At 66.4% G+C, this 25,095-nt stretch carries 10 protein-coding genes; 7 read left to right on the forward strand and 3 right to left on the reverse strand.

Annotated elements, in window-relative coordinates; translation table 11 throughout:
- The first annotated feature begins 116 nt into the window (after window positions 1-116).
- Window positions 117-980 (forward strand): LysR family transcriptional regulator, encoded by an 864-nt coding sequence (locus V0R62_RS06965; RefSeq protein ID WP_330103244.1) that lies wholly within the window; start codon window positions 117-119, stop codon window positions 978-980.
- A gap of 24 nt (window positions 981-1,004) precedes the next feature.
- Here the strand turns inward: V0R62_RS06965 and V0R62_RS06970 are convergent, their stop codons facing one another.
- Window positions 1,005-1,952, reverse strand: a complete 948-nt coding sequence (locus V0R62_RS06970; protein WP_330103245.1) for a LysR substrate-binding domain-containing protein — start codon at window positions 1,950-1,952, stop codon at window positions 1,005-1,007.
- A 146-nt stretch (window positions 1,953-2,098) separates the two neighbouring features.
- Here V0R62_RS06970 and V0R62_RS06975 point away from each other — a divergent pair, with 146 nt between their 5' ends.
- Together V0R62_RS06975 and V0R62_RS06980 are read left to right on the forward strand one after the other, a co-directional pair.
- Entirely contained in the window at window positions 2,099-3,475 is a 1,377-nt protein-coding gene (locus tag V0R62_RS06975; protein WP_330103246.1) for an L-serine ammonia-lyase, read from the forward strand.
- Between the two features lie 216 nt (window positions 3,476-3,691).
- Window positions 3,692-4,999, forward strand: a complete 1,308-nt coding sequence (locus V0R62_RS06980; protein ID WP_330103247.1) for a serine/threonine transporter — start codon at window positions 3,692-3,694, stop codon at window positions 4,997-4,999.
- A gap of 71 nt (window positions 5,000-5,070) precedes the next feature.
- On the opposite strand, the gene V0R62_RS06985 is transcribed toward V0R62_RS06980, so the two are convergent.
- Window positions 5,071-5,526: a DUF1842 domain-containing protein gene (locus V0R62_RS06985; RefSeq protein WP_330103248.1), complete on the reverse strand. Its 456-nt coding sequence runs from the start codon at window positions 5,524-5,526 to the stop codon at window positions 5,071-5,073.
- Window positions 5,527-5,545: 19 nt separating this feature from the next.
- Entirely contained in the window at window positions 5,546-6,139 is a 594-nt protein-coding gene (locus V0R62_RS06990) for a DUF1842 domain-containing protein (RefSeq protein WP_330103249.1), read from the reverse strand.
- A 349-nt stretch (window positions 6,140-6,488) separates the two neighbouring features.
- On the opposite strand from V0R62_RS06990, the gene V0R62_RS06995 reads away from it, so the two are divergent.
- From V0R62_RS06995 to V0R62_RS07010, 4 genes are all read left to right on the forward strand, one after another.
- Window positions 6,489-7,907 (forward strand): short-chain fatty acid transporter, encoded by a 1,419-nt coding sequence (locus V0R62_RS06995; protein WP_330103250.1) that lies wholly within the window; start codon window positions 6,489-6,491, stop codon window positions 7,905-7,907.
- A gap of 235 nt (window positions 7,908-8,142) precedes the next feature.
- Window positions 8,143-9,822, forward strand: a complete 1,680-nt coding sequence (locus V0R62_RS07000) for a ShlB/FhaC/HecB family hemolysin secretion/activation protein (RefSeq protein ID WP_330103272.1) — start codon at window positions 8,143-8,145, stop codon at window positions 9,820-9,822.
- Window positions 9,823-9,854: 32 nt separating this feature from the next.
- Window positions 9,855-24,728, forward strand: a complete 14,874-nt coding sequence (locus V0R62_RS07005) for a two-partner secretion domain-containing protein (RefSeq protein ID WP_330103251.1) — start codon at window positions 9,855-9,857, stop codon at window positions 24,726-24,728.
- The gene (locus V0R62_RS07010) at window positions 24,725-25,042 is read left to right on the forward strand and encodes a hypothetical protein (protein WP_330103252.1); all 318 of its coding nucleotides are present in this window, start codon (window positions 24,725-24,727) and stop codon (window positions 25,040-25,042) included. The genes V0R62_RS07005 and V0R62_RS07010 overlap by 4 nt, the downstream gene beginning before the upstream one ends.
- Window positions 25,043-25,095 lie beyond the last annotated feature (53 nt).

Consider the following 25,095-nt stretch of genomic DNA (forward strand, 5'->3'; position numbering starts at 1 on the left):
GTATGAAACCCACGCTGCGCGGTCGCGCGGCGATTTTGCGACGCACCTTTGCAGATTTTCTTCAGGTGGGTTTCCTGCCGCGATGCCTGCGGGCCGACAAGTAATGGAGTGAGCGAATGAACTGGGATGACGCCCGCATGTTGCTGGCCTTGAGCCGCGAACTGACCCTGCGCCGCGCCGCCCGGGTGCTGCGCGTCGACCAGGCCACCGTGGGCCGGCGGGTGGCGGCGCTGGAGGCCGACCTTGGCGCGACCCTGTTCCTGCGCACCCCCGCCGGTTACCAGTTGACCGCCACCGGCGAAGTGGCCGTGGAGCTGGCGCAGAAGATGGAGCAGGCCGCCCTGGAGCTGGCCCGTCGCACCCGGGGCAGCGATAACGAACAGGCCGGCGAGGTGCGCATCGCCACCACCGATTCCCTGGCCCTGGAGTTCGTCATTCCGGCATTGCGCCGGTTGCACGAGGGACACCCCGAGGTGCGCATCGTGCTCAGCGGCAGCTCGGAGATCGTCAACCTGTCGCAACGCGAAACCGACATCGCCATCCGCAACCAGCGCCCGGACAGTCCTGACCTGGTGCTGCGCAAGCTGGCCAGCTGGCAGATGGGCCTGTTCGCCTCGGCGGACTACCTGGCGCGTCGTGGCATGCCGCAGGAGGGCAGTTTCGCCGGCCACGACCTGGTGGTGTACGAGCCGTACTGGCGTGATCGTGGGGTACCGACCCTGGTGGACGTGCCCATGGGTGAGGGCCGGGTGGTGATGGCGGCCAATGCCAGCATGATGCTGCGTCGGGGCATCGCCGAAGGGTTGGGCCTGGGCGAGATTCCCGTGGAGCTGGGGCAGCGCGACGGTCTGCGGCGGGTCTGGCCACAGCGTACGCGCAGCCAGCCCTACGAGGTGTGGATGGTCACTCACCAGGACTTGCGCCACACGGCCAGGGTGCGCGCGGTGATCGAGCACCTGGTGCGGGCGTTTGCCGATTGAGGAAGCCGTCCGGTCCGAATACCTTCAGTTGGCGGGCAGCTTCAGCGCATGCAAGGCGCGGAAACCCTGTGCCTCTTCCACCAGCCAGTCATGCACCGCTCGCGCCCCGGGCTGGCTCAGCCCGCCTGGCGGATACAGCAGCACATAGCGCTTGTGGTTGGCGATCGGCACCCCGAACGGCACGATCAGCGCGCCGCGCTCCAGCTCGTCGTTGAGCAGGGTGCGCCGGGCGATGGCCACGCCGACCCCGGCGATGGCGGCCTCGATGGTCAGGTGGTTGCGGTTGAAGGTGTGTCCGCGGCGCACGTCCAGCCCGCCGGCGCCGATGCCGTCGAGGTAGAACTCCCATTCGGCGTATTCCGAGCTGCCGCGCCAGGCGGTGATGTCGTGCAGCAGCGGGTAGTGGGCCAGGTCCGCCGGCCCGTGCAGCGGCGGGCGGCCGCGCAGCAGGGCCGGCGAGCAGACCGGAAAGATCTGCTCGTCCAGCAGCGGGGTGGAGAGCATGCCCGGGTAGCTGCCGTCGTTGAGGTCGATGGCCAGGTCGAAGTCTTCCGGGTGCAACGCCTGGTTGCTGTCCTCGGCCACCAGGCGCAGTTCGATGTCCGGGTAGCGCTGCTGGAAGCGCGGCAAGCGCGGCGTTAGCCACTTGGCCAGGAACGAGGGGATCGAACGCAGGCGCAGGGTGCCGCGGATTTCACCGGCATCCAGGCGCAGCAGCTCGGCCTCGATGCCGCCGTAGGCCTCGGCCACGGTCTGCGCCAGGCGCTGGCCTTCGGCGGACAGCTCGACACCGCGGGCGCGGCGCAGGAACAGGCGAAAGCCCAGGCGTTCCTCGAGCTGGCGCATCTGCTGGCTGACCGCGCCGGGGGTGATGTGCAGCTCCTCGGCGCAGCGGGTGAACGACAGGTGCCGCGCCGCACAGGAGAACACGTGCAGCCAGACGAACACCTGGCCGTTGAGTGGGCCTTTCATCGTTTAGTCCTGCTAAAGGCTTATGTAGGAAGTTTCGTTGGTCAAGCTGGCCTGAGAGGGGCAGTATCGCGCAACTTGGCAATACCGCTCAAATTTTCCAGAGAGCCGTGGCAAATCGTATGTGGTTGTCACGGTCAGGCATTAGCATGGCTATCAGTGTTTTCGACCTTTTCAAGATTGGCATCGGCCCGTCCAGCTCCCACACCGTCGGCCCCATGCGCGCCGCGGCGACCTTCGCCCAGGCCCTGCGTGAACGCGGCCTGCTGGCCCAGGTGCGGCGAGTCGAGGTGCGCCTCTATGGCTCGCTGTCGGCCACCGGTGTCGGTCACGCCACGGACCGCGCCTGCCTGTTGGGGTTGATGGGCCAGTGGCCGGACCGCATCGACCCGCACAGCATCGAGCCACGCATCGATCAGCTGATGCAGGAGCAGTGCCTGATGCTCGATGGCAGCCAGCCGATCGAGTTCCAGTACAGCCGTGACATGCGCCTGCTTGACGAGAGCCTGGCCTATCACCCCAACGCGATGACCCTGGAAAGCTTCGACGGGCAGGGCAGCCAGTTCAGCCAGACCTATTACTCCGTGGGTGGCGGCTTCATCGTCGAGCAAAGCGAGATCGATGCGCCGCAAGGCAGTGACAGCGAGGTCGCCTTGCCCTATGAGTTCTCCAGCGGCGCCGAGCTGCTGGCCCTGTGCAAGGCCCACAACCTCAGCGTCAGCCAGCTGATGCTGGCCAACGAGTGCGCCTGGCGCCCGGAAAGCGAGGTGCGCGAAGGCCTGCTGAAAATCTGGGCGGCCATGGGCGAGTGCGTCGACAACGGCCTGCGCAACGAAGGCATCCTGCCCGGCGGGCTCAAGGTCAAGCGCCGGGCGGCGCGACTGCACCGCAGCCTGCAGGAGGTCGGCAAGCCCAACGTGATCGGTTCGACCCTCAGCGCCATGGAGTGGGTCAACCTGTTCGCCCTGGCGGTCAACGAAGAGAACGCCGCCGGCGGGCGCATGGTCACCGCGCCCACCAACGGCGCGGCCGGGATCATCCCGGCGGTGCTGCATTACTACATGAAGTTCAACCCCGGCGCCTGCGACGACGACGTGGTGGCGTTCCTCCTGGCCGCCGCCGCAGTGGGCATCCTGTGCAAGAAGAACGCCTCGATCTCCGGCGCCGAAGTGGGTTGCCAGGGCGAGGTGGGCTCGGCCTGCTCGATGGCCGCCGCGGGGCTTGCCGAAGTGCTGGGCGCCACGCCGCCACAGCTGGAAAACGCTGCCGAGATTGCCCTTGAGCACAACCTCGGGCTGACCTGCGACCCGGTCGGCGGCCTGGTGCAGATTCCCTGCATCGAGCGCAACGCGATCGCCGCGGTGAAGGCCATCAACGCCGTGCAGATGGCCCTGCGCGGTGACGGCGAGCACTTCATCTCCCTCGACCGGGTGATCCGCACCATGCGCGACACCGGCGCGGACATGCACGCCAACTACAAGGAAACCTCCCGCGGCGGCCTGGCTGTCGCTTTCGTCGAGTGCTGATGGCTTCGCACTGACTGCGCTGTATGAGCGGCCTTGCCGAGGCGTCGGACTGGCCGGAAAGGGCCGCAAAGCGGCCCCGGCGATACTCTTCCCACACTGAAATTCTTGGGCTGCACTGCAGCCCATTCGCGGCACAAGGCCGCTCCTACAGGGGAGCGGTATCAACCTGCAACACCTGCTGTACCTGCGACAAAAACAACTACAAGGCGATACCCAATGACTGATGTACAAAGCACCACGAGCGTTCGTGCGGATTCGGCTGCCCTGGCTTCGACCAGCGGCTCGACCACCTGGAACCGTCACGACACCACCTGGGCCCTGGGCCTGTATGGCACAGCGATCGGCGCCGGCACCCTGTTCCTGCCGATCAACGCCGGGGTCGGCGGCTTCTGGCCGCTGTTGATCCTGGCGCTGCTGGCGTTCCCCATGACCTTTTTCGCTCACCGGGCGCTGACCCGCTTCGTGCTGTCCGGGCGCAAGGGCGGCAACGAGGACATCACCGAGGTGGTGGAAGAGCACTTCGGCGTCGGTGCCGGCAAGCTCATCACCTTGCTGTACTTCTTCGCCATCTTCCCGATCCTGCTGGTCTACAGCGTGGCATTGACCAATACCCTGACCAGCTTCTTCGAGCACCAGCTGCACATCGGCGCGCCGCCACGGGCGCTGCTGGCCCTGCTGCTGATCTGCGGGCTGATGATCGTGGTGCGCTGCGGCCAGCAGATCATCGTCAAGGCCATGAGCGTGCTGGTGTATCCCTTCGTCGCCTCGTTGCTGCTGCTGGCCTTGAGCCTGATTCCGAACTGGAACGGCGCGTTCTTCGCCCAGGCCAACGAAGGCATCAGCGCCTCGAAGCTGCTGCTGACCCTGTGGCTGGCGATTCCTGTGATGGTGTTCTCGTTCAACCACTCGCCGATCATCTCGGCGTTCGCCGTCGACCAGAAGCACCGCTATGGCAATGACGCCGATCGCAAGAGCGGCCGCACCCTGGCCACCGCCCATGTGATGATGGTGCTGACGGTGATGTTCTTCTGCTTCAGCTGCGTGCTGGCGCTGAGCCCGGCCGACCTGGCCGCGGCCAAGGCGCAGAACATCTCGATCCTGTCGTACCTGGCCAACCACTTCCAGACCCCGGTGATCGCCTTCGTCGCGCCGCTGATCGCGCTAGTGGCGATCACCAAGTCGTTCCTTGGCCACTACATCGGTGCCAGCGAGGGCTTCCAGGGCATGATCGTCAAGAGCCTGCGCGGGCGTGGCAAGGCCTGGCCGGCCAAGCGCCTGGAGCGCGCCACGGCGTTGTTCATGCTGGTGACCTGCTGGGCGGTAGCGACCCTGAATCCGAGCATCCTTGGGCTGATCGAAAGCCTGGGTGGGCCGGTGATCGCCTGCCTGTTGTTCCTGATGCCGATGTACGCGGTACAGAAGGTACCGGCGTTGCGCCAGTATTCGGGCAAGCTGTCGAATGTCTTCGTGGTAGTGATCGGCCTGATCACGCTGTCGGCGATCGCCTACAGCTTCATGGCCTGACCGATGATCGCGGGGCCAGACCGCTCTCACATCAAGGTGTGGGAGCGGGCTGGCCCCGCGATCCGTTCAGGTCAGACGCTTTCCAGGTGCTTGATCGCAGCCTTCAGGCGCTCCGCGGGTTGCGGTTGGTCCTGGTGGGTGATGTCCGGCGCCTTGCGCACGCGGCCATGCTGGTCGACCCAGTGGCCGTTGCTGAAGTAGCGGTAGCTGGCAGTGCCGGCGTTCCAGCCCTGGTCGAGCAGGCCTTGCAGGTGGAAGGTCTGGGCAATCTGGCTGAGCGGGCCGCTTGGGCTGCCATCCAGGTGCAGGACGATCGACGGGCTGCCTGCGGGCGCGAACGGCAGCTCGCTGTAGCCACCCCACACCTTGGCGTGGAAGACCTGCACCGGATGCGTGGTCTGGATGATGGAGGCCCTGCCGGTGACCTTCTTCTGCACGGTATTCACCAGCAGGTCGAGGGTCAGGATCGGTGCGCCGAGCAGCCCGTTGCTGACGTTCAGGCGGGTATGAAAAAGTCCGAAGGACATGCTGATTCTCCTTGTCTGCTCAGGCTTTCTTGGCGGCCTTGGCGGCCGGGCTCTTGGTCGAGGCGAGGGCCTGGTCCAGGGCTTTGCCCACGGCACCGCTGGCCAGTTGCTTGAGTTGCGCGACGTCACCGGTGGCGATCACTGCCTCCAGGGTGGCGTTGTGCAGTTCGGTCGTCAGGTCGACGTTCGCCAGTGTCTGGATGCGTTTGAGTTCAAGCACGACAGGTACGTTGTCCACCTCGATCCAACGCTGGCCGTTGTAGTAACGGTAGCTGGCCGTGCCTTTCTGCCAGTCCAGGTCGAGCAGTGCGCGCAACTCGAACTGCTCCGGCGAATTGGCGTGTGGGCCACCGTGGTTGCCACGTACCGTCAGCAGGATCTTGCCTTCGCTTGGCGGCTGCACGGTGAGGTAGCTGTAGCTGCCCCAGACATCCAGGCCCAGCTCCAGCGGTGGGTTGGTGGTCTGGGTGATCAGCGCGTGGCCGTTGACGCTGCGGTCTGGCGTGTAGACCAGCAGGTCCAGCTGCAGGCGCGGGGCGCCCGGGGCATTGGTACCAATGAGGTAGGACACCGGGAACAGGCCTTCCGACGGTGCGGTCAGCGATACAGACATGATTGCCTCCGTTGCATTCAATGAATGGATTACCGTTACCAACGCTTGCGCAGGCGGGCGGAGGAGAAGGGGGAGAGGCAGGTAGACGGGCGGATGTACTGGCGTGCCCGGTGCGAGCGGCTGTTGGCAGCCGGCTTGTGCAGCCATCCCTGTAGTGCGGTGCCGCCTGCCTGGCAGCCCGCTTGAGTTAAGCAGGCCGAAAAAGGGATGATGGCCTTTTTGCAGTATGTCCGACGAGTGGTGTCACCCAAGGGCGACCGTGCGTCCGGTGACGGCAGCCGGCCCTCGGGGCTTTGCGCTGTTCGCTCGAAAGGCATCGCCCCATAAAACCAATAAAAGGAAAAACATCGTGGCCGCTGATATCCAAGACAGCCGCTCCGCCCGCTTTGCCCTGCGTTGCTCGAACTGGGCCGAACGCTGGTTCCCCGACTCCTGGGTGTTCGCCGCCCTGGCGGTGCTGCTGGTGTCCCTCGGCGCCCTGGCCATGGGCGGCAAGCCCACCGACACCGCCAAGGCCTTCGGTGACGGCTTCTGGAGCCTGATCCCGTTCACCATGCAGATGGCCTTCGTGGTCATCGGCGGTTATGTGGTGGCCAGCTCGCCACCCGCCGCGCGGTTGATCGACCGCCTGGCGCGCCTGCCGAAGAATGGCCGCTCGGCAGTGTGCTGGGTGGCGCTGATCTCGATGCTCGCCTCCTTGCTCAACTGGGGCCTGTCGCTGGTGTTCGGTGGCCTGCTGGTACGCGCCCTGGCCCGTCGCAGCGACCTGAAGATGGACTACCGCGCCGCCGGCGCCGCCGCCTACCTGGGCCTGGGCGCGGTGTGGGCGCTGGGCCTGTCGTCGTCGGCCGCGCAACTGCAGGCCAACCCGGCCAGCCTGCCGCCGTCGATCTTGTCGATCACCGGGGTTATTCCCTTCACCGAGACCATCTTCCTCTGGCAGTCGGGGGTGATGCTCGCTGCGTTGGTGATCGTCTCGCTGGTCGTGGCCTATGCCACCGCCCCGGGGCCGAACAGCGCCCGCAGCGCCCAGGACTGCGGCGTCGACCCGAGCTTCAGCGCGCCGCCTTCGCCACAGCGCACCCGCCCGGGCGAGTGGCTGGAATACAGCCCGATCCTGATCCTGCTGCTGGTGGCCCTGGCCGCCGGCTGGCTGTACCAGGAGTTCGCCACCAAGCCTGCGATCACCGCGATCTCCGGATTGAACACCTACAACCTGCTGTTCATCATGCTCGGCGCCTTGCTGCACTGGCGCCCGCGCAGCTTCCTCGACGCGGTGGCCCGCGCCGTGCCGACCACCACTGGGGTGCTGATCCAGTTCCCGCTGTACGGCTCGATCGCCGCGATCCTCACCCAGGTCAAGGGCGCGGACGCCCAGACCCTGGCCCACCATATCTCGCTGTTCTTCACCCAGATCGCCACGCATGACACCTACGCGCTGCTGATGGGCGTGTACTCGGCGGTGCTCGGCTTCTTCATTCCGTCCGGTGGCGGCAAGTGGATCATCGAGGCACCGTACGTAATGCTGGTGGCCAACGACCTGCAGTACCACCTGGGCTGGGCGGTGCAGATCTACAACGCCGCCGAGGCGCTGCCGAACCTGATCAACCCGTTCTACATGCTGCCGCTGCTGGGGGTGCTGGGGCTCAAGGCACGTGATCTGATCGGCTTCTCGTTCGTGCAGTTGCTGGTGCATGTACCGCTGGTGCTGGTGCTGCTGTGGGCGTTGGGCACGACCTTGCAGTATGTGCCACCGGTGATGCCGTAAGGCTTGAGGCATGGGGCTGCTGCGCAGTCCCATGCCGAACGAGGCAAGGGGCGATAAAATTTTCTGGAGGCGCAACCGCTCTATCTCAATGGTTCCATTCAACATCGAGAATGTGGTTACAAAAAAGCCAGTGATGGCAAATTGACGCCAATATGATGGCAAAATAGTATGCCCGCCACTTTGCACTGTTCACCAGGGATCGGTCATGGCGGTACGTCTTCCTTCAGGGCGCAGGATGGCCCTCTGTGCGTTTTTCAGTGTGTTGTGCAGCCCTGCGGCCTGGGCGGTTTCGCCCGGCGACCAGGAGTTGATCCGCGACCGTCAGGACCGTCTGCTGCAAGAGCAGCAACGCCGCCTCGAAGAGCTGCGCAACCTGCCCGGCGAAAGTGCTCGTCCTGCTGAACAGCCCCGGCCTGAAGACACCCGCTGCTTCACCATCCACACCATCGAGCTCAAGGGCGCCGACAGCCTGTCCGTCGCCGACCGTGACCGCCTGCTCAAGCCTTTCATCGACCAGTGCCTGGGCGTCACCCAGCTCAACGCCTTGCTCAAGGCCATCACCGACCATTACCTGGGCCGTGGCCTGGTCACCAGCCGCGCCTACCTGCCGCAGCAGGACCTGTCCTCGGGCCACCTGCAGGTGCTGGTGGTGGAAGGGCGCCTGGAGGGGTTGCGCCCGGACCCGACCAGTGGCCTGAGCGAGCGCGAGTTGGCCATGGCCTTCCCCGGCGAAGTCGACCAGCGTCTGAACCTGCGCGAGATCGAGCAGATGGTCGACCAGCTCAACCGCCTGCCGTCGAACAAGGCGCAGATGGAACTGACCCCGGGCAAGGCCGTCGGCGGCAGCGAAGTGCTGGTGCGCAACACCCGGCAGAAACCCTGGCGCGCCTCGCTGTCGCGCAACAACGAAGGCCAGCGCAGCACCGGCGAGCAGATGGCCAATGTCGGCCTGGAGTGGGACAGCCCGCTGGGCCTGTCCGATCAGCTGGTGCTGCGCGGCGGCCACGACGTGGTCAGCGATCATACCCAGGGCTCGAAGAACGGCGTGTTCTTCTACAACCTGCCCTGGGGCTGGTGGAACTTCACCTACAGCTACAGCGAGAGCGAATACCGCTCCCTGGCCCAGGCCAACGGCTTTGCCTTCAAGCAGACCGGCGACAGCCAGAACCACCAGCTGCGCGCCGAGCGCGTGGTGCACCGCGACGCCACCAGCAAGACCTCGCTCAGTGCCGGCGTGGCCCACTTGCGCACCAACAACTACATCGAGGACAGCCGCCTGGCAGGCAGCAGCAACCGCCTCAGCGAAGCCCAGTTCGGCATCAACCATGGCCGGCGCCTGGGCAATGCCTTCGTCAACCTCGACCTGGGCACCCAGGAGGGCATCGGCGCCTTCGATGCCCAGAGCAATGCCGACCCGCGCCCGGGCGAGCCGGTGGCGCGCTACCGCAAATACAGCGCCACCCTCAGTTATGTGCAGGGCTTCGAGGTGCTCGGCGAGCGCCTGAGCTTCAGCAGCCTGGCCACCGGCCAGCGCAGCGAGGACGTGCTGTTCAGCCCGCAGCGCATCAGCCTTGGCGGCCTGTCGTCGGTGCGCGGGCTGAAGGACCAGTCGTTGTCCGGCGACAGCGGCGGCTACTGGCGCAACGACCTGCGCTGGACCCGTGCGGTCAACTGGCCGTTGTTGCAGCCGCTGGTGGCCGAGTACGGCCTGGGCCTGGGCTACGACCTCGGGGTGATCCGCAACGATCGCTACAACGGCCAGTACCACGGCCGTGCCAGCAGCCATTCGCTGGAGCTGTTCGCCCGTGGCCAGCATGTGGCTGCCAGCGTGACCTTCGCCCACAGCCTGGAACGCCCCGATGTGCTGACCGACAAGGAACGCCCGGTGTATTTCCGCCTGGACTTCTTCATCTGATCCACCTGATCCCCTGACTCACGAGACCTGACATGGACGTCCGCCTGTTTGCCTTCCTGGCCCGCCAACGCTCGGCCGAAATTCAGCCCCGTGAGCATTTCTGCGGGTTGCCCAAGCGTGGCTTGGCGTTTCTGCTGGCCAACGCCATGTTCTGGCAGCCGCTGTGGGCGCAGGCCGCCGAAGGCGTGGTGGTCAGCGGGCCGGGCACCAGCCTCGGCCAGGCGGGCAACGGCGTGCCGATCGTCAATATCGCCGCGCCCAACGGCAGCGGCCTGTCGCACAACCAGTTCCGCGACTACAACGTCGGCCAGCAGGGGCTGATTCTCAACAACGCCACCGAGCGCACCCAGGCCACCCAGCTGGGCGGGATCATTCTCGGCAACCCGAACCTGCAGGGCCAGGCGGCCAGCACCATCCTCAACGAGGTCAACGGTGCCAACGCCAGCCAGTTGCGCGGCTATACCGAAGTGGCCGGGCATGCCGCCAAGGTCATTGTCGCCAACCCCCATGGCATTACTTGCGATGGTTGCGGTTTCATCAATACGCCACAGGTCACCCTGAGTACCGGCAAGCCGGTGCTCGATGGGCGTGGCGCGCTCAGCGGCTACCAGGTCGAGAGTGGCAGCGTCGCCCTGGAGGGCGCGGGGCTCAATGCCGACAATGTCGAGCGCTTCGACATCATCACCCGCTCGGCGCGGCTGAATGCCCAGTTACGAGCGCGTGAACTGAATGTCATCACCGGGCGCAACGATGTCGACGCCCAGACCCTGGCCGCGACGCCGCGTGCTGGCAGCACTAGCGCCGCACCAGCCTTGGCCATCGATTCCACGGCCTTGGGCGGCATGTACGCCGGGGCCATTCGCCTGGTGGGCACCGAGGCGGGCGTCGGTGTGCGCCTGGCCGGTGACGTGGCGGCCAGTGGCGGTGATATCCGCCTGGACGCCAATGGCCAGCTGAGCCTGGCCCAGGCCAGTGCCAGCGGCGCGGTCAAGCTGCAGGCCGCCGGTGTCGACCTGCAAGGGCCGGTGCATGGTGCCAGCCAGGTCGAGGTGCGCAGCAGCGCCGACCTGACCTCGCGCCAGGCGATCACTGCCGGCAACCGGATCAACGTCCAGGCGACCGGCACCTTGACCAACCTCGGTGTGATCGAGGCCGGCGTGAATGCCGATGGCAGCCGTAACGTCCAGGGTGACGTGAGCATCGCCAGCGGGCAGTTGCTCAACCATGGCAAGAGCATTGTCGCCAGCCGTGACCTGAGCCTCGAGGTGCAAGGTCAACTGGGCAACCGCGGCGGCACCCTCAGTGCCGGGCAGGACAGCCGCATCAGCAGCGGCGCCCTGGACAACAGCGCCCAGGGCAGGGTGCTGGCGGGGCGCGAGCAGACCGTGCAGGCGGCACAGGCCCTCGACAACCAGAACGGCCTGATCAGCGCCGGGCAGACCCAGCGCGTCACCGCGCAGACCCTGGACAATCGCGGCGGCGAGCTGTCGGCGCAGCGCAACACGCTGAACGCCAACCAGCTGGACAACCAGGGCGGCCGGCTGAGCGCCGGGCAGGCGTTGGACATCACCGTCGCCGGGCGCCTGGACAACCGCGCCGGCGCCGTGGCCGCCGGGCAGGACCTGCAACTTCAGGCCGCCAGCGTGGACAACCGCAATGCCGGGCGTATCGCCAGCGATGGCCAGGCCACGGCGCGCCTCGGCCAGCTTGACCAGCGCGGCGCAGGCCAGTTGCACGGCGCCAAGGCGCTGACCCTGGACATGGCCGACGGTCACCTGGACAACCGCGACGGCGGCCTGCTCACCACCCCGGGGCAACTGACCCTGCAACGCCTGGGGACCGTCGACAACCGCGGCGGCGAGATCTCCGCCGGCCAGGCTTATGCGCTGGTGGCGCGGCAACTGGACAACAGTGCCGGCAAGCTGCTCGGTGGCAACGACCTGCGGGTGCGGATTGCCGGGCAACTGGCCAACACCGCCGGCCTGATCGCTGGTCACCAGCTGACCCTGAGCGCCGCGACCCTGCTCGGCCAGGGCGGCACCGTGCAGGCGCGCGCAGGCCTGCAACTGACGGTCGCCGGCCAGCTGGACAACAGCCGTGGCCGGTTGCTGGCCGAACAGGCCTTCGTGCTGCAGGCCGGTCACCTGGTCAACCTCCAAGGGCAGATCGCCGGCAACGGCAGCCTGCTGCTGACCAGTACCGGGCTGGACAACCGCCAGGGGCGCATCAGTGCCGCCCAGGGGCTGACGCTGGATCTTTCCCGTGGCCACTGGAACAACCAAGGTGGCACGCTGCAGAGCCCGGGCGTCTTGCTGTTGCGCAACCTGACCACGGTCGGCAATCGCCACGGCGAGATCTCCAGCCAGCTCGGCTTCAGCCTGACTGCCGACAGCCTCGACAACCAGGACGGCAAGCTGCTCTCCGAGCAGGCGCTGACCCTGCGTGTCGCCCAACTGCTGGACAACACCCGTGGCCTGGTCTCGGCCCAGGGCCTGGACCTGCAGGCGGGCAGTCTGCTCAACACCGACGGCAAGCTGAAGGCGCGCGAGGTATCCCGGCTGCGCCTGAACGGCGCGCTGGACAACCAGCGTGGCGAGATCAGCGCCACCGACCTGACGTTGAGCGCGGCCAGCCTCGACAACCGTGCCGGGCGTCTGCAGGGCGACCGGCAACTGACCGCTGCCAGCGCAGGGGCCCTGGACAACCGCGCGGGTACCGTGGTGGCCGCCGAGCAGTTGCAGCTGCAAAGCGCTTCGCTGGCCAACGAGCGCGGCCAGATCAGCAGCCAGGGCCAGGCCAAGGTCGACACTGCGGGCCTGGTCAACGCCGGCGGGCAGATTTACGCAGCGAAGGGGCTCGAGTTGAACGCCGGTCAGGTGGACAACACCGACGCCGGGCGTATCCACGCCGGCCAGTCGCTGGTCGCCCGGATCAAAGGCCTGCGCCAGGCCAACCGCGGCCAGCTGTTCAGCGGCGCGGACCTGCTCCTTGACCTGAATCACGGCCTGCTCGACAACCAGGGCGGCCTGATCAATGCGCCGGGCCGGCTGTTGTTGCAGCAGTTGGCCCGGGTCGACAACCGCGCCGGCGAGATCTCCAGCGACCTGACCTACTCGGTCGCCGCCGAGGCCCTCGACAACCAGGGCGGCAAGCTGCTCTCGCAGCAGTCGCTGACCCTGCGCATCGCCCAGGCGCTGGACAACGCCAAGGGACGCATCTCCGGGCAGGCACTCGACTTCAAGGCGGCGAGCCTGGGTAACCACGCCGGTGTCATCGAGGCCCGGGAGGGCCTGACGCTGACCCTCGGCGGCGACTTGGACAACCGCCTCGGTCGCCTGGCCGCCGAGGGCGACATCGCCCTGCAGGCCCGTCAGCTGGACAACCGCGCCGGCGTGGTCAACGGCGGCCAGGCCGTCACCTTCACCGGTCAGCGCCTGGACAACAGCGACAAGGGCCTGCTCACCGGCAAGGGCCCGATGCGCCTGACAGCCGACACCCTGGTCAACCGCCAGGCGGGTGTCGTGACCAGTGGTGGCACGCTGACCCTCAAGGCCGACGAGCTGATCAACAGCGAGCGTGGCCGCATCGGCGCCCACGGCGCCTCGCTGGTCGAGGTCGGGCGTCTCGACCAGCAGGGCGGCGGCAAGCTGACCAGCGACAGCGACCTGACCCTGGACCTTGCCAACGGCCATCTGGACAGCCGGGGCGGACTGATCCACAGCAGCGGCCAGTTGCTGCTCAAGCGCCTGGGCAGCGTTGACAACCGTGGCGGCGAGATCTCCAGCAGCCGCGCCTTCGAGGTGATCGCCACAAGCCTGGACAACGGCGACGGCAGCGTGCGCAGCGACCAGGCCCTGGTGGTGCGGGTCGCCCAGGCCCTGCGCAACGTCAATGGCCTGGTCAGCGGCAGCCGCCTTGAAGCCAGCGCCGCCAGCCTCGACAACCAAGCGGCCACCCTCAGTGGCGAGCACGGCCTGAGCGTGAAGGTCAGCGGCGCGCTGGCCAACGTCGGCGGCGAGCTGTCCAGCGGCGCGGTCACCCGTATCGAAGCCGGGAGCCTGGACAACCGCGATGGCGGCATCATCGGCGAGCAGGCGGCCCTGCTCACCGTGCAAGGCGCGCTGGACAACCGCAACGGCTCGCTGATCTCGCACAAGGACCTGCAGGTGACCGCCGCCAGCCTGGACAACCGTGCCGACGGCAGCCTGACCAGCAAAGATGGCCGGATCCAGGCGCGGATCGGCGGCCTGCTCGACAACCAGGGCGGTGAAATTCGCGCCCAGGGCCTGATCGAACTGCTGCTCGGTCGCCTGGACAACCGCAACGGGGTGGTGTCCGGCAAGGACCTGCTGACCCTGCGCAGCGCCAGCGCCGACAACCACAAAGGCGTGTTGCACGCCGATCGCCAGCTGCAACTGTTCGTCGATGCCCTGGACAACCGCAGCGGTGTGCTGCGCAGCAGCGGCTCCCTGGCGTTCAAGGGCCGGCACCTGGACAACCGCCAAGGCCTGCTCAGTGCCACCACGGCGGCGGACCTCGAGGCCGTGGAGGTGGACAACGGCAAGGGGCGCATCTCCAGCCGCGCCAACCTCGACGCCCGCATCGGCACGCTGCGCCAGCAGGGCGGCGAGCTGGTCGCCGAGGGCAACCTGAGCCTGCGCGGCGCCGCGCTCGACAACCGCGCCGGTGGCGTGGTCGCCGGCAATGCCGGCATCGATCTGCGGGTCACCGATATCGACAACCGCGGCGGACGCCTGGCCAGCCAGGCGCAGGTGCTGGTGCAGGCCGAACAACTGGACAACAGCGAAGGTGGCCGGCTGATCGCCGACAACCGCCTGGAGCTGACCGTGGCGCGGCTGGTCAACCAGAACAAGGGGCTGGTCTCCGGTCGCGACGTCGAGCTGCGTGGCGCGCGCCTGGACAACCAGGGCGGAAGCCTGGGCGCCGGTCGCTCGCTGCTGGTGGTCCTGGAGGACCGTGGCCAGCCGCTGCGCGATGCCGTGATCGACAACAACAAAGGCCTGATCGACAGCCGCGGCAGCCTGACTTTCGAAGGCGTCACGCTGCTCAACCAGGCCGGCAAGGTCACCAGCAAGGGCGATCTGCGCATCACCAGCACCACGGCGCTGGACAACCAGGGCGGCACCCTGGAGACCGACGGCCAGCTGCAACTGAGCGCCGCCAGCGTGGACAACCGCAACAAGGGCCGTATCACCGCCGAGGGCAACAGCACGGTGCGCACCGGCGCCCTGGAGAACGGCCAGGGTGGCCTGCTCAGCAGTGGCCAGCGCCTGGACCTCGGCGCGACCACGGTGGGCAACCAGGCCGCCGGCAGCATCGCCGGGCGCCAGGTGCTGGCCAGCATCTCCCGCCTCGACCAGCAGGGTGGTGAACTGTTCAGCATCGAGGACCTCAGCCTCGACCTCAACCATGGCCGGCTGGACAACAGCAGTGGCCTGATCCGTGGCCCGGGCCAGTTGCTGCTGCGCAACCTCGGCGAAGTCATCAACCGTGGCGGCCAGATCAACGGCATCCAGGGCTACGAACTGGTTGCCGAGAGCCTGGACAACGGCAGCGGCGGCAAGCTGCTCGGCAGCCAGGGCCTGACCCTGCGTATCGCCAGGCAGCTGGACAACGTCGCCGGCATGATCAGCGCCCGCCACCTGGTGGTGCGCGCCAACACCCTGAACAATGCCGAGGGCACGCTCAACAGCCTGAACGACATCGACCTGAAGGTGCAGGGCCGGCTCGACAACCAGGCGGGCGTCATCTCGGCCGAGGCCCGCTTGCTGCTCGAGGCGGCCAATGTGCTCAATGGCAAGGGCAAGCTGTCGGCCAGGACCGACCTGCGCGCGCAGCTGGGCGAACTGGACAACCAGGCCGGCACTGTCGAGGCTGGCGGTGTGCTGGACCTGACCGCCGATAAAGTCGACAACCGCGCCAAGGGCTTGCTGGCCGCTACCGGCCTGCTCGACGTCAAGGCCGCCAGTCTGGACAACCGCAACGGCGAAATCTCCGGCCAGGGCGCCGTTCATCTCTCAGGCCAGACCCTGGACAACAGCGACGGCGGCCTGGTCAAGGCCAAGGGGGCGCTGACGGTCGAGCACCAGACGCTGCTCAACCGCCTTGGCCTGATTGCCAGCGAAGACCGGTTCATCCTGCGCGGGGTCAGCCTGGACAACGCCCAGGGCGAGGTGCGCGGCGAAAAGGGCATCGATGCGCGACTGAGCGGCGCGCTGAACAACGACAAGGGCAAGATTGCCAGCGAGGACGCGCTGTCGCTGGCGGCCGCCAGTATCAGCAATGCCGCTGGCGAAGTCTCCAGCGCCGGTGATCTGGTCGTGTCCAGCCAGGGCGTGCTGAACAACCTGGGTGGCAAGCTGCTGGGCGATGGCAAGATCACCTTGAGCGGCACGCACCTGGACAACGGCCAGGCGGGCCTGGTCAGCGCCAAGGGCGACCTGCGCATCACCAGCGACAGCCTCGACAACAAGGACGGCGCGCGCCTGACCAGCGCCGGCCTGCTGCGAATCGACACTGGCCTGCTGGACAACAGCGGCGGACACATCACCGCGCAGCAGGCGCTGACCGCCAACGTCAGCGGCCTGCGCCAGCACGGCGGCAAGTTGTACTCCGATGCGAGTGTTGAGCTGGACCTGAACCACGGCCAGCTCGACAACCAGGGCGGCCTGATCAACACCCCCGGCCAGTTGCTGCTCAAGCGCCTCGCCGACGTCGACAACCGTGGCGGCGAGATCTCCAGCGCCAAGGCCTTCGCCTTGGCCGCCACGACCCTGGACAACAGCAACGGCAAGCTGCTCGGCCAGCAGGGCCTGACCTTGGTGGTCGAGCGAGCCCTGACCAGCCTCAAGGGCCAGATCGCCGCCGCCAGCCTGTCGCTGCAGGCGCAGCGCCTGGACAACAGCGGCGGGGCGGTGACCAGCCGTGGCGACCTGACCCTGGACATCGACGGTCAGCTGGTCAACCGCGAGGGCGGGCAGATCAGCGCCAGCCGGCAGATGAACGTCACCAGCAAGGGCCTGGACAACCAGGGCGGCAAGTTGCTCGCCGCCACGCACTTGGCGCTGACCAGCGCCGGGACACTCGACAATGGCGGCAACGGGCTGATCAACAGCCTCGACAGCCTGACCCTGGGCGCGGCTGCCTTGCGTAACGCCGGCGGTGAAATCTCCGCCAAGGGCGCCGCGCAGGTGAGCGCGGACAGCTTGAGCCAACAGGGCGGTCGCCTGCTCGGCGAGCGCAGCCTGGCGCTGCTGCTGGGCATCGCCGGCGGCGACGTGGACAACCGCGCAGGCCTGATCCACACCAAGGGCCAGCTGACCCTGAGCAACCTGCGCGACCTGGACAATCGCCAGGGCGAGATCTCCAGCCCGCTGGGCTTCAGCCTCGCCGCGCGCACGCTGGACAACAGCAATGGCCGGCTGATCAGCAGCCAGCAGTTGACCCTGGGCGCCACCTCCTTGATCAACCAGGGCGGCCTGATCTCCGGCTGGCAGGGCCTGACCGTCAATGCCACGAGCCTCGACAACCGCAACAACGGCACCCTGTCCAGCCGCGACGGCGACCTGGACATCACCCTGGCCGGCGCCCTCGACAACCGTGACGCTGGTGCCCTGGTCAGCCTGGGCCAGCTGCGCATCAAGGCCGCGAGTCTGGACAACCGTGGCGGTTACCTCGCCAGCACCGGCGCCCAGCAGCTCGACCTGCGCGGCGGCAGCCTGGACAACAGCCAGGGCGGACGCGTGGACGCAGGCGGCGCGTTCAGCCTGCAGGCCACTACGCTGAACAACCGTGGCGGCACCCTGATCGGCCTGAACACGCTGACCCTCGACCTCGCCAGCCAGCTCGACAATGCCCAGGGCACCCTGCTGGCCAGCACCGGCTTGCAGCTACGCGGCAGTGCGGCAATCGCCAACCAGGGCGGGCGCCTGATCAGCCGGACCTACCTCGACCTCAACGGCGCCAGCCTCGACAACAGCGACAACGGCACCCTGGCCGCCAACCAGGCGCTGGGCCTGAACCTCACTGGCGCACTGCACAACGACCGCGACGGCCTGCTCTACAGCCAGGCCGGCGCCATCACCCTGAAAACCGCCAGCCTGAGCAACCAGGCCGGCATCGTGCAGGCCAAGGGCGCCATCGACGTCACCAGCGGCGCTGTCGACAACCAGGGCGGCAAGCTGATCGCCCAGGACGGCAACCTGCTGCTCAAGGCGGCCAGCGTCGACAACCGCGGCGGCATCATCGCCAGCCTGCAGGGGCTGCTCGATGCCCAGGTCGGTGGGCTGCTGCGCAACGGCCAGGGCGGCACGCTGCAGGCGCGTCAGCTCAAGCTGATCGCCCTGGGCGGCCTGGACAACAGCGGCGGCCGCCTGGCCGCGCAAGCCGGCACGCTGCAGATCCATACCGGCAACCTGAACAACCGCGGTGGCGGTCTGTACGCCCTGGGCCAGGTGAACATCGACGCCGCCGACCTGGACAACGGCGCCGGTGGTCAACTGGCCGGCCAGGCGCTGGACTTCACCCTGCGTGGCGCCTTCGACAACGTCGGCGGCATCGTCGAGAGCGATACCCGCATCGGCCTCAGCGCTGCCAGCCTGAACAACCAGGGCGGCCAATTGCGCAGCCTGGGCAGCGCTGGCAACACCACGCTGCAACTGGCTGGCGTGCTGGACAACCGCAATGGCGTGCTGGAAGTTGCCAGCCAGGACTTCACCCTGCAGGCCGCCAGCTTCCTCAACGGCGGCGGCCGCCTGTTGCATGGCGGGGCAGGGGAGCTGCAGATCGGCATGGCCAACCTGGGCAATGCCGGCGGCGACATCGTCACCCTGGGCGGCTTGACCCTGAACGCCGCCAGCTGGACCAACAGCAGCGCGGTCCAGGCCGCGCGCCTGACCGTCAACGTGGGTGAGCTGAACCTGACCGGCAGCGGCCAGCTGCTGGCCAGCACCAGCCTGGTGGGCCGCGGCGGCAACTGGACCAACAACGGCCTGATCGCCAGCAACGGCACGCTCGACTTGGCCCTGAGCGGCCGGTACACCGGCAGCGGGCAGGCCACCAGCCTGGGCAACCTCGGCCTCAGCGCCGCCGGCGTGCAGGTACTGGGCGGCGGGCGCATCGCCGGTGCCGGCGATGTACAGGTCAGCAGTGGCGGCGCCTTCATCAACCAGGGGCGGATCACCTCGGGTCGCGACATGACCCTGGATGCCGGCAGTTTCGCCAACGGCGGCACGGTGGGCAGCGCCGGCAAGCTCGACCTGGTCAGCCAGGTGCTGCGCAACGAAGGCAGCGCCACTGGCCAGAGCCTGATTTCCAGTGGCGGCGACATGCGCCTGCTGACCGGCAGCTTCACCAACCGCTTCGCCACCGTGTACAGCCTCGGCGGTCTGATGGTGGCGGCCAATGCCGCGCAGGGCCGGGCCAGCCTGATCGAGAACGTTTCCGCCACGCTGCAGAGTGACGGGGCGATGGGCTTGCATGCCGACACCTTCAGCAACCGGCGTGACAACTTCAGGGTCGACGAGCGGCTGATCTCCGGGACCATCAAGTACCAATGCCTGGACTGCAAGGGTCGACACTACGACCTCTACTACTACGTGAGCGAGGAGATCGAGCGCATTACCACAGGCAATTCGCCTGCGGCATCGATCAGTACCGGCGGCGCGCTGAGCGTTCAGGCCGGGGCGTTCGAGAACAAGCACAGCTCGATCAGCGCGGCAACGTCGATCAACATCGCCGCGGACACGTTCAACAACGAGGGCGCCTCGACCGAGAGTCTGATCCGTACACGCCAGTTCCGTAACCCGAACGACAGTGAGCGTAGTGATGTCTGGAGAGGCTTGGTCAGTAATGGCGGAGCGATCGCCGAATACGCCAAGTACAACTCCAAGACCAAGTTCGATTACGTCGCCAAGCGTCGTGGCAGAGACGAAGCCTATGTCCCGACCATTCATATAGGGGCGCAGGATACAGGCCGGGCCAACCCCTACTACCGGCCCAATTCCGGTTACGCCTTGCCTGCGCAGTTGCTGGCCTATGAAGAGGTATCGAAGACTGAAACCCAGACCAACACCGGCGTTGCCGCCGGCGCGGTGATCCAGGCGGGGGGACTGGTGTCGATCACGGCCACCAAGACCCTGAACAATGGCGTGACCCGCAGCAACACCGGTTATTCCAGCCTGGCACTCAATGGCGCCGACACCCAGGCCGCCAGCCAGGTCAGGAACAATGTCGTCAAGATCAACGCACAGTTGCCGCCTGATCTTGCCCAGCGCCAGGTCAACCCGCTGACCTTGCCCGGCTTCACCCTACCCACCGGTGGTACCGGCCTGTTCCGCCTGAGCGCCGATGCCGCCAGCCAGGCCGGTGCCAGCACCACCGCGCCGGCGCCAAGCAACTGGACCCTCGGCGCCGCCAGCATCGACCTGGCCCAGCGCCAGCAACCGTTGCCGGTGGTCCAGGGGCGCACGGTGGACATCGCCGCGATCACCGCCATCCAGGGCACCGAGCGCCAACTCGCGGCCAACCAGCGCCAGGGCCTTGGCCTGGACAACCGGGCCGATGTGGCCAGTGTCGCGGCGGTGGGCCAGGCCCAGGGCCCGGACAACCTGCCGAGCCGCACCCAGATCGGCGCCGGCACCCCGCTGGAGCAGACCCAGGTCAGCGGCCCCGGCCTGGCCGCGCTGGACATAGCCCGCCCCGTCGGTGGCAGCGCCGCCGTGCCGCTCGAACGCAACACCGCCACCCCGATCGTCCAGCCAGGCACCGCGCCGGCGCCGCAGGACGTGCGCATGGCCGCGGCGCAGACGGTGTCCAGCGCCGCCACGGCGGTCAGCCCGCAGACCATCGCCCGGGTCCAGGGCCTGCCGGCCAACAGCCGCGCGCCGCAGCCGCACAAGTACCTGGTCGAGACCGACCCGGTGCTCACCGACCTCAAGCAGTTCATGAGCTCGGACTACCTGCTCGGCAACCTCGGCTACGACCCGGACCAGAGCTGGAAGCGCCTGGGCGATGGGTACTACGAGCAGAAACTTATCCAGCAGGCGGTGACCGCCCGCACCGGCAAGCGTTTCATCGATGGCCAGACCTCCGACGAGGCACTGTATCGCCACCTGATGGACAACGCCGTGGCCAGCCGCGAGCAGTTGGGTCTGTCGGTGGGCGTCACCCTGACCTCCGCCCAGGTGGCGGCGCTCACCAAGGACATCGTCTGGCTCGAAAAGCATGAAGTGAAGGGCGAGCAGGTACTGGTACCGGTGCTCTATCTGGCCCATGCCAATGATCGCCTGGCGCCGACCGGGGCGCTGATCGAAGGCAAGGACATCAACCTGGTCGCCGGCGAAAGCATGAGGAACAGCGGTACCCTGCGCGCCAGCAACAACCTGTCGGCCAGCGCTGGCAAGGACCTGGTCAACGCCGGCCTGATCCAGGCCGGTGGCCGCGTCGACCTGCTGGCCGGCGACACCCTGTTCAACGGTGCCGGGGGCATCATCAGCGGGCGCGACGTCGCCCTCAACACGATGCTTGGCGACCTGATCAACGAGCGCACCCAGACGATGCTGGGCGGCATGTTCGTTACCGAAGGGCGTCTCGACAACGCCGCGCGAATCGAGGCCGGCAATGACCTGACACTGGGCATCGGTCGCGATTTCCTGAACGTGGGCGGGATGCTCCAGGCCGGCCGCGACGTGGACGTGCGCACCGGTCGTGACCTGCTGATCGGCTCGGCCGAGCAGACCTACAGCTACCAGAACGGCCATAACAACCGCAGCAGCTCGGTGCAGCAGTTCGGCTCGCAGATCAGCGCCGGGCGCGATATCGGCATGAAGGCCGGCCATGACTTCGCCGCGACCGGCAGCGAGCTTGATGCCAAGCGCAACATCGCCATCAGCGCCGTCAACGACATGACCCTGTCCTCGGCGGCCAACGAGGAGCACTTCTACGCCAAGACCAAGAAGGTCACCCGCCAGGAGGACCATGTCCGCCAGGTCGGCACCCGCGTCACTGCCGCTGGCGACATATCGCTGACCGCCGGCGAGGACCTCAAGCTGATCTCCAGTCGCGTCAGCGCCGGCGACGAGGCCTTCCTCCGTGCCGGTGATCAGCTGGAACTGCTGGCCGAGACCGACAGCGACTATTCGCTGTATGACAAGAAGAGCAAGGGCAGCTGGGGCAAGAAGAAGACCCGCCGCGACGAAGTCACCGACGTGCGCCATGTGGGCAGCGAGATCAGTACCGGCGGCGACCTCATCCTGGAGAGTGGCGGCGACCAGCGTTACCAGGTGGCCAAACTCACCAGCGGCGACGACCTGACCCTGGACAGCGGGGGTGACATCACCTTCGAAGGGGTCAAGGACCTGCACGACGAGAGCCACGAGAAGAGCAAGTCCAACGCTGGCTGGTTCAGCATGAAGGGCAAGGGGCGTAGCGACGAAACCTTGCGTCAGAGCGAACTGGTGGCCCAGGGTGAAGTACTGATCAACGCCGTCGGCAAGATTCGCGCGGATGTACGGCAGGTCAACCAGCAGTCGGTGCATGAGTCCATCGACGCGATGGTCAAGGCCGATCCGAAGCTGGCCTGGCTCAAGGACCTGGAAGCGCAAGGCGGCGTCGACTGGCGCCAGGTGCAAGAGATCCATACCAGCTTCAAGTACAACAACTCGGGCCTTGGCCCGGCTGCCCAGCTGGCCATCGCCATTCTGATGGCCGTGGCCATGGGCCCGGCGGGGTTGGGGCTGACAGGCGCGCCGTTGGCCGGGGCCACGAGCCTGGCGACTACCGGCGCGGTCAGCACCATCAACAACAAGGGCAACCTGGGCAAGGCGCTCAAGGAGACGTTCAGCAAGGACAGCCTGAAGAATGCCGCGATCTCCATGGCGGTCGCCGGGCTGGCGCAGAAGTTCATCACCCCGGCGTTGCGCGGCACCGATGCGGTGTTCGACAAAACCAATGGATTCAACCTGGGCACCCTGGAAGGTATCGGCGGCTTCAGCCTGCATGCCGGCGCCATCGGCCTGACGTCCGGGCTGGTCAAGACGGCGGTCAATGGCGGCAGCCTCAGCGACAACCTGCTCCAGGGGCTGGTCTCGCAAGCGGCGACCGTCGCGGCTGCCGTGGCCTTCAACAACATCGGGACCTATGCCGACAAGCAGGTCAGCCTGGCGGAGTCGGCCAAGGACAACAGCACCGCGGCGATGTGGAAAGAGGGGGGTATTGGCCGCACCGCGCTGCACGCACTGGCCGGTGGCGCCATCTCTTCGGCGACGGGGGGCGACTTCACCACGGGTGCCGTGGCGGCGGGGGCCAGCCAGGCCATGGCCGGCGTGCTCAAGGAGCGTTTCGCATCCAAGCCTGAGTTGCGAGAGGCATTCGCCCAGCTGATCGGCATGACCTCGGCCGGCTTGGCTGGGGGCGATATCCACAAGGGTTCGTGGGTCGCGCAGATGGCCGACCAGTACAACCGTCAGGCGCACCCGGACGAAATGCGCCTGATCAAGGGCCAGGCCGAGGCGTTGGCCAAGGCGCAGGGCATCAGCCCCGCAGAGGCCGAGCAGCGCATGGCCCGGGCATTCGCCTACCTCACCGACAAGCAATGGCAGGAGATGTTGACCAAGGAAGGCCTGGTCATCGACCCCGTCACCATGAGGTATCTGGCCCAGGCACTGACGCCCCTGGCCAAGCGCTTCGACGTGCCCCAGGCCATGGGGGACGTCCCGGTAATAGAGGACCCAGACAAGCGTTACACCACGGAGCAGACGCTAGGGTTGCTGGAGGCATATGCGACGAACCACAACGCTGACTTCAATAATGCAAGGTTGAATGGCGAGTTCACGCTGACGGGTAAGGGGGCCGACTATTACCAGAAGAACCTGAACTTCGAAAAAGTCGACTTGGGCGGGGACGCCGTAGGTGCAGGCAAAGGGATTGGCGATGCCCTGAGTGGCGTCCTCAAGGACCTTGCCGGGCTGGCCGAGGGACTGGTCAAGCAACCTGAGCGTACTACGACAGGAATACTTAATGAACTGATGACCTCGGCCCGCGACCCGCAGGCAGTCGTCAAGTCGTTCCTGCAGGCCAAGCAGGATGCGCAAGTGCAATCACGGTTGCTGCGCCTGCAGGGCAAGCCCGAGGAAGCGGCAAGGGTCGAAATGGAGTGGCAGACGCAGTTCTACATGAACTTCGTCGCGGTCAATCGGGTGGCCAAACTGGGGCAGGTCGCCAGGATGCTGGCCGCCAGCGAGGAGGCGGCGAAGGCGGGCACCATGGTCGGTGCGGGCGCTGCAACTCGAGAGGTGGCCGGGTTACCTGCCTGGTATCGCGATGCCAGTGGGGTTGGCGCCAATGTAGCCAAGCTGGATGGATACCAGACCGTATTCAACAGCAGGACGGGTAGCTTTGAATACCTTGCTTCGGATGGAAAGCTGTACTTCTATACGGAGTCAGGGCTCAAACCGAAGGTGGGGGGGAACCTTGCTGAGCTGGCGGCGGCGGAAAGGGATATTATTACTTCCAGGCCGGGGGCGTCAGGCTTTGGTGGGGCAAAAGAAATACTTACACCTAAAGACTTCCCTGAGGTCTCAACAAAAATAAGCCAGAAGCAGAATCGTCATACTGCAGGGACACAGCAGCTTGAGGAGCGGGGGAGCGTTGGTTTCGTGGACAGTGTTTCAGATGCTCAAAAAGTGCTTGATGCTTACCACTCTGGCCAAGTGAAAATTCTAGGAAAGAATGCTCAAGGTTTTCCAGTGGTTAAATTTGAGGGTGTAACTGGAACTAACGTTAATCTCGGAGTTGGTATAACTGATCAGCCGACTAACGTATTTATTATCAAGGGAACAAAAAAGCCGAGCATTGTCCCTACAAATCCAAACTGGAGTCAGAAATGAGTGGTCAGCCTAGGCTGGAAGAGTGGAACTTCCAAGTGCTAATGCTTGTTCAGGCGTTGGTGGGGGCGGTCTCTGCTAATTTTAGAATGGTCGCATTGCAGTGGGGGGGCGATGAGTGGGTATTGAGGTTCTATCTTGAAGAAAAACTTGAGGATGACGTTGAAGAGATTGAAGATATTGTTTGTCAATATACGGCATATCAAAACTCTAGTTTGAGGTGCCGTTCTGAATTGATTGTGGGTAGCGAAAGACTTCCGGGGCTATCGGAGCTTGGACGGGTCGTTTACCGTCGCAGAGAGGCTATTGGTAGTTAATTTGGTCAAAAGCAATCGATCTTGGGGAGGTTTCATTTGATGCTGCTAACGGG

It is taken from the genome of Pseudomonas carassii (assembly GCF_036324045.1).
GTDB lineage: Bacteria > Pseudomonadota > Gammaproteobacteria > Pseudomonadales > Pseudomonadaceae > Aquipseudomonas > Aquipseudomonas peradeniyensis.

Bases quoted from the DNA above. Each gene is read 5' to 3' on its own strand.
- V0R62_RS06965 (WP_330103244.1), top strand. From the start codon at position 117: ATGAACTGGGATGACGCCCGCATGTTGCTGGCCTTGAGCCGCGAACTG.
- V0R62_RS06970 (WP_330103245.1), bottom strand. From the start codon at position 1,952: ATGAAAGGCCCACTCAACGGCCAGGTGTTCGTCTGGCTGCACGTGTTC.
- V0R62_RS06975 (WP_330103246.1), top strand. From the start codon at position 2,099: ATGGCTATCAGTGTTTTCGACCTTTTCAAGATTGGCATCGGCCCGTCC.
- V0R62_RS06980 (WP_330103247.1), top strand. From the start codon at position 3,692: ATGACTGATGTACAAAGCACCACGAGCGTTCGTGCGGATTCGGCTGCC.
- V0R62_RS06985 (WP_330103248.1), bottom strand. From the start codon at position 5,526: ATGTCCTTCGGACTTTTTCATACCCGCCTGAACGTCAGCAACGGGCTG.
- V0R62_RS06990 (WP_330103249.1), bottom strand. From the start codon at position 6,139: ATGTCTGTATCGCTGACCGCACCGTCGGAAGGCCTGTTCCCGGTGTCC.
- V0R62_RS07000 (WP_330103272.1), top strand. From the start codon at position 8,143: ATGGCCCTCTGTGCGTTTTTCAGTGTGTTGTGCAGCCCTGCGGCCTGG.
- V0R62_RS07005 (WP_330103251.1), top strand. From the start codon at position 9,855: ATGGACGTCCGCCTGTTTGCCTTCCTGGCCCGCCAACGCTCGGCCGAA.
- V0R62_RS07010 (WP_330103252.1), top strand. From the start codon at position 24,725: ATGAGTGGTCAGCCTAGGCTGGAAGAGTGGAACTTCCAAGTGCTAATG.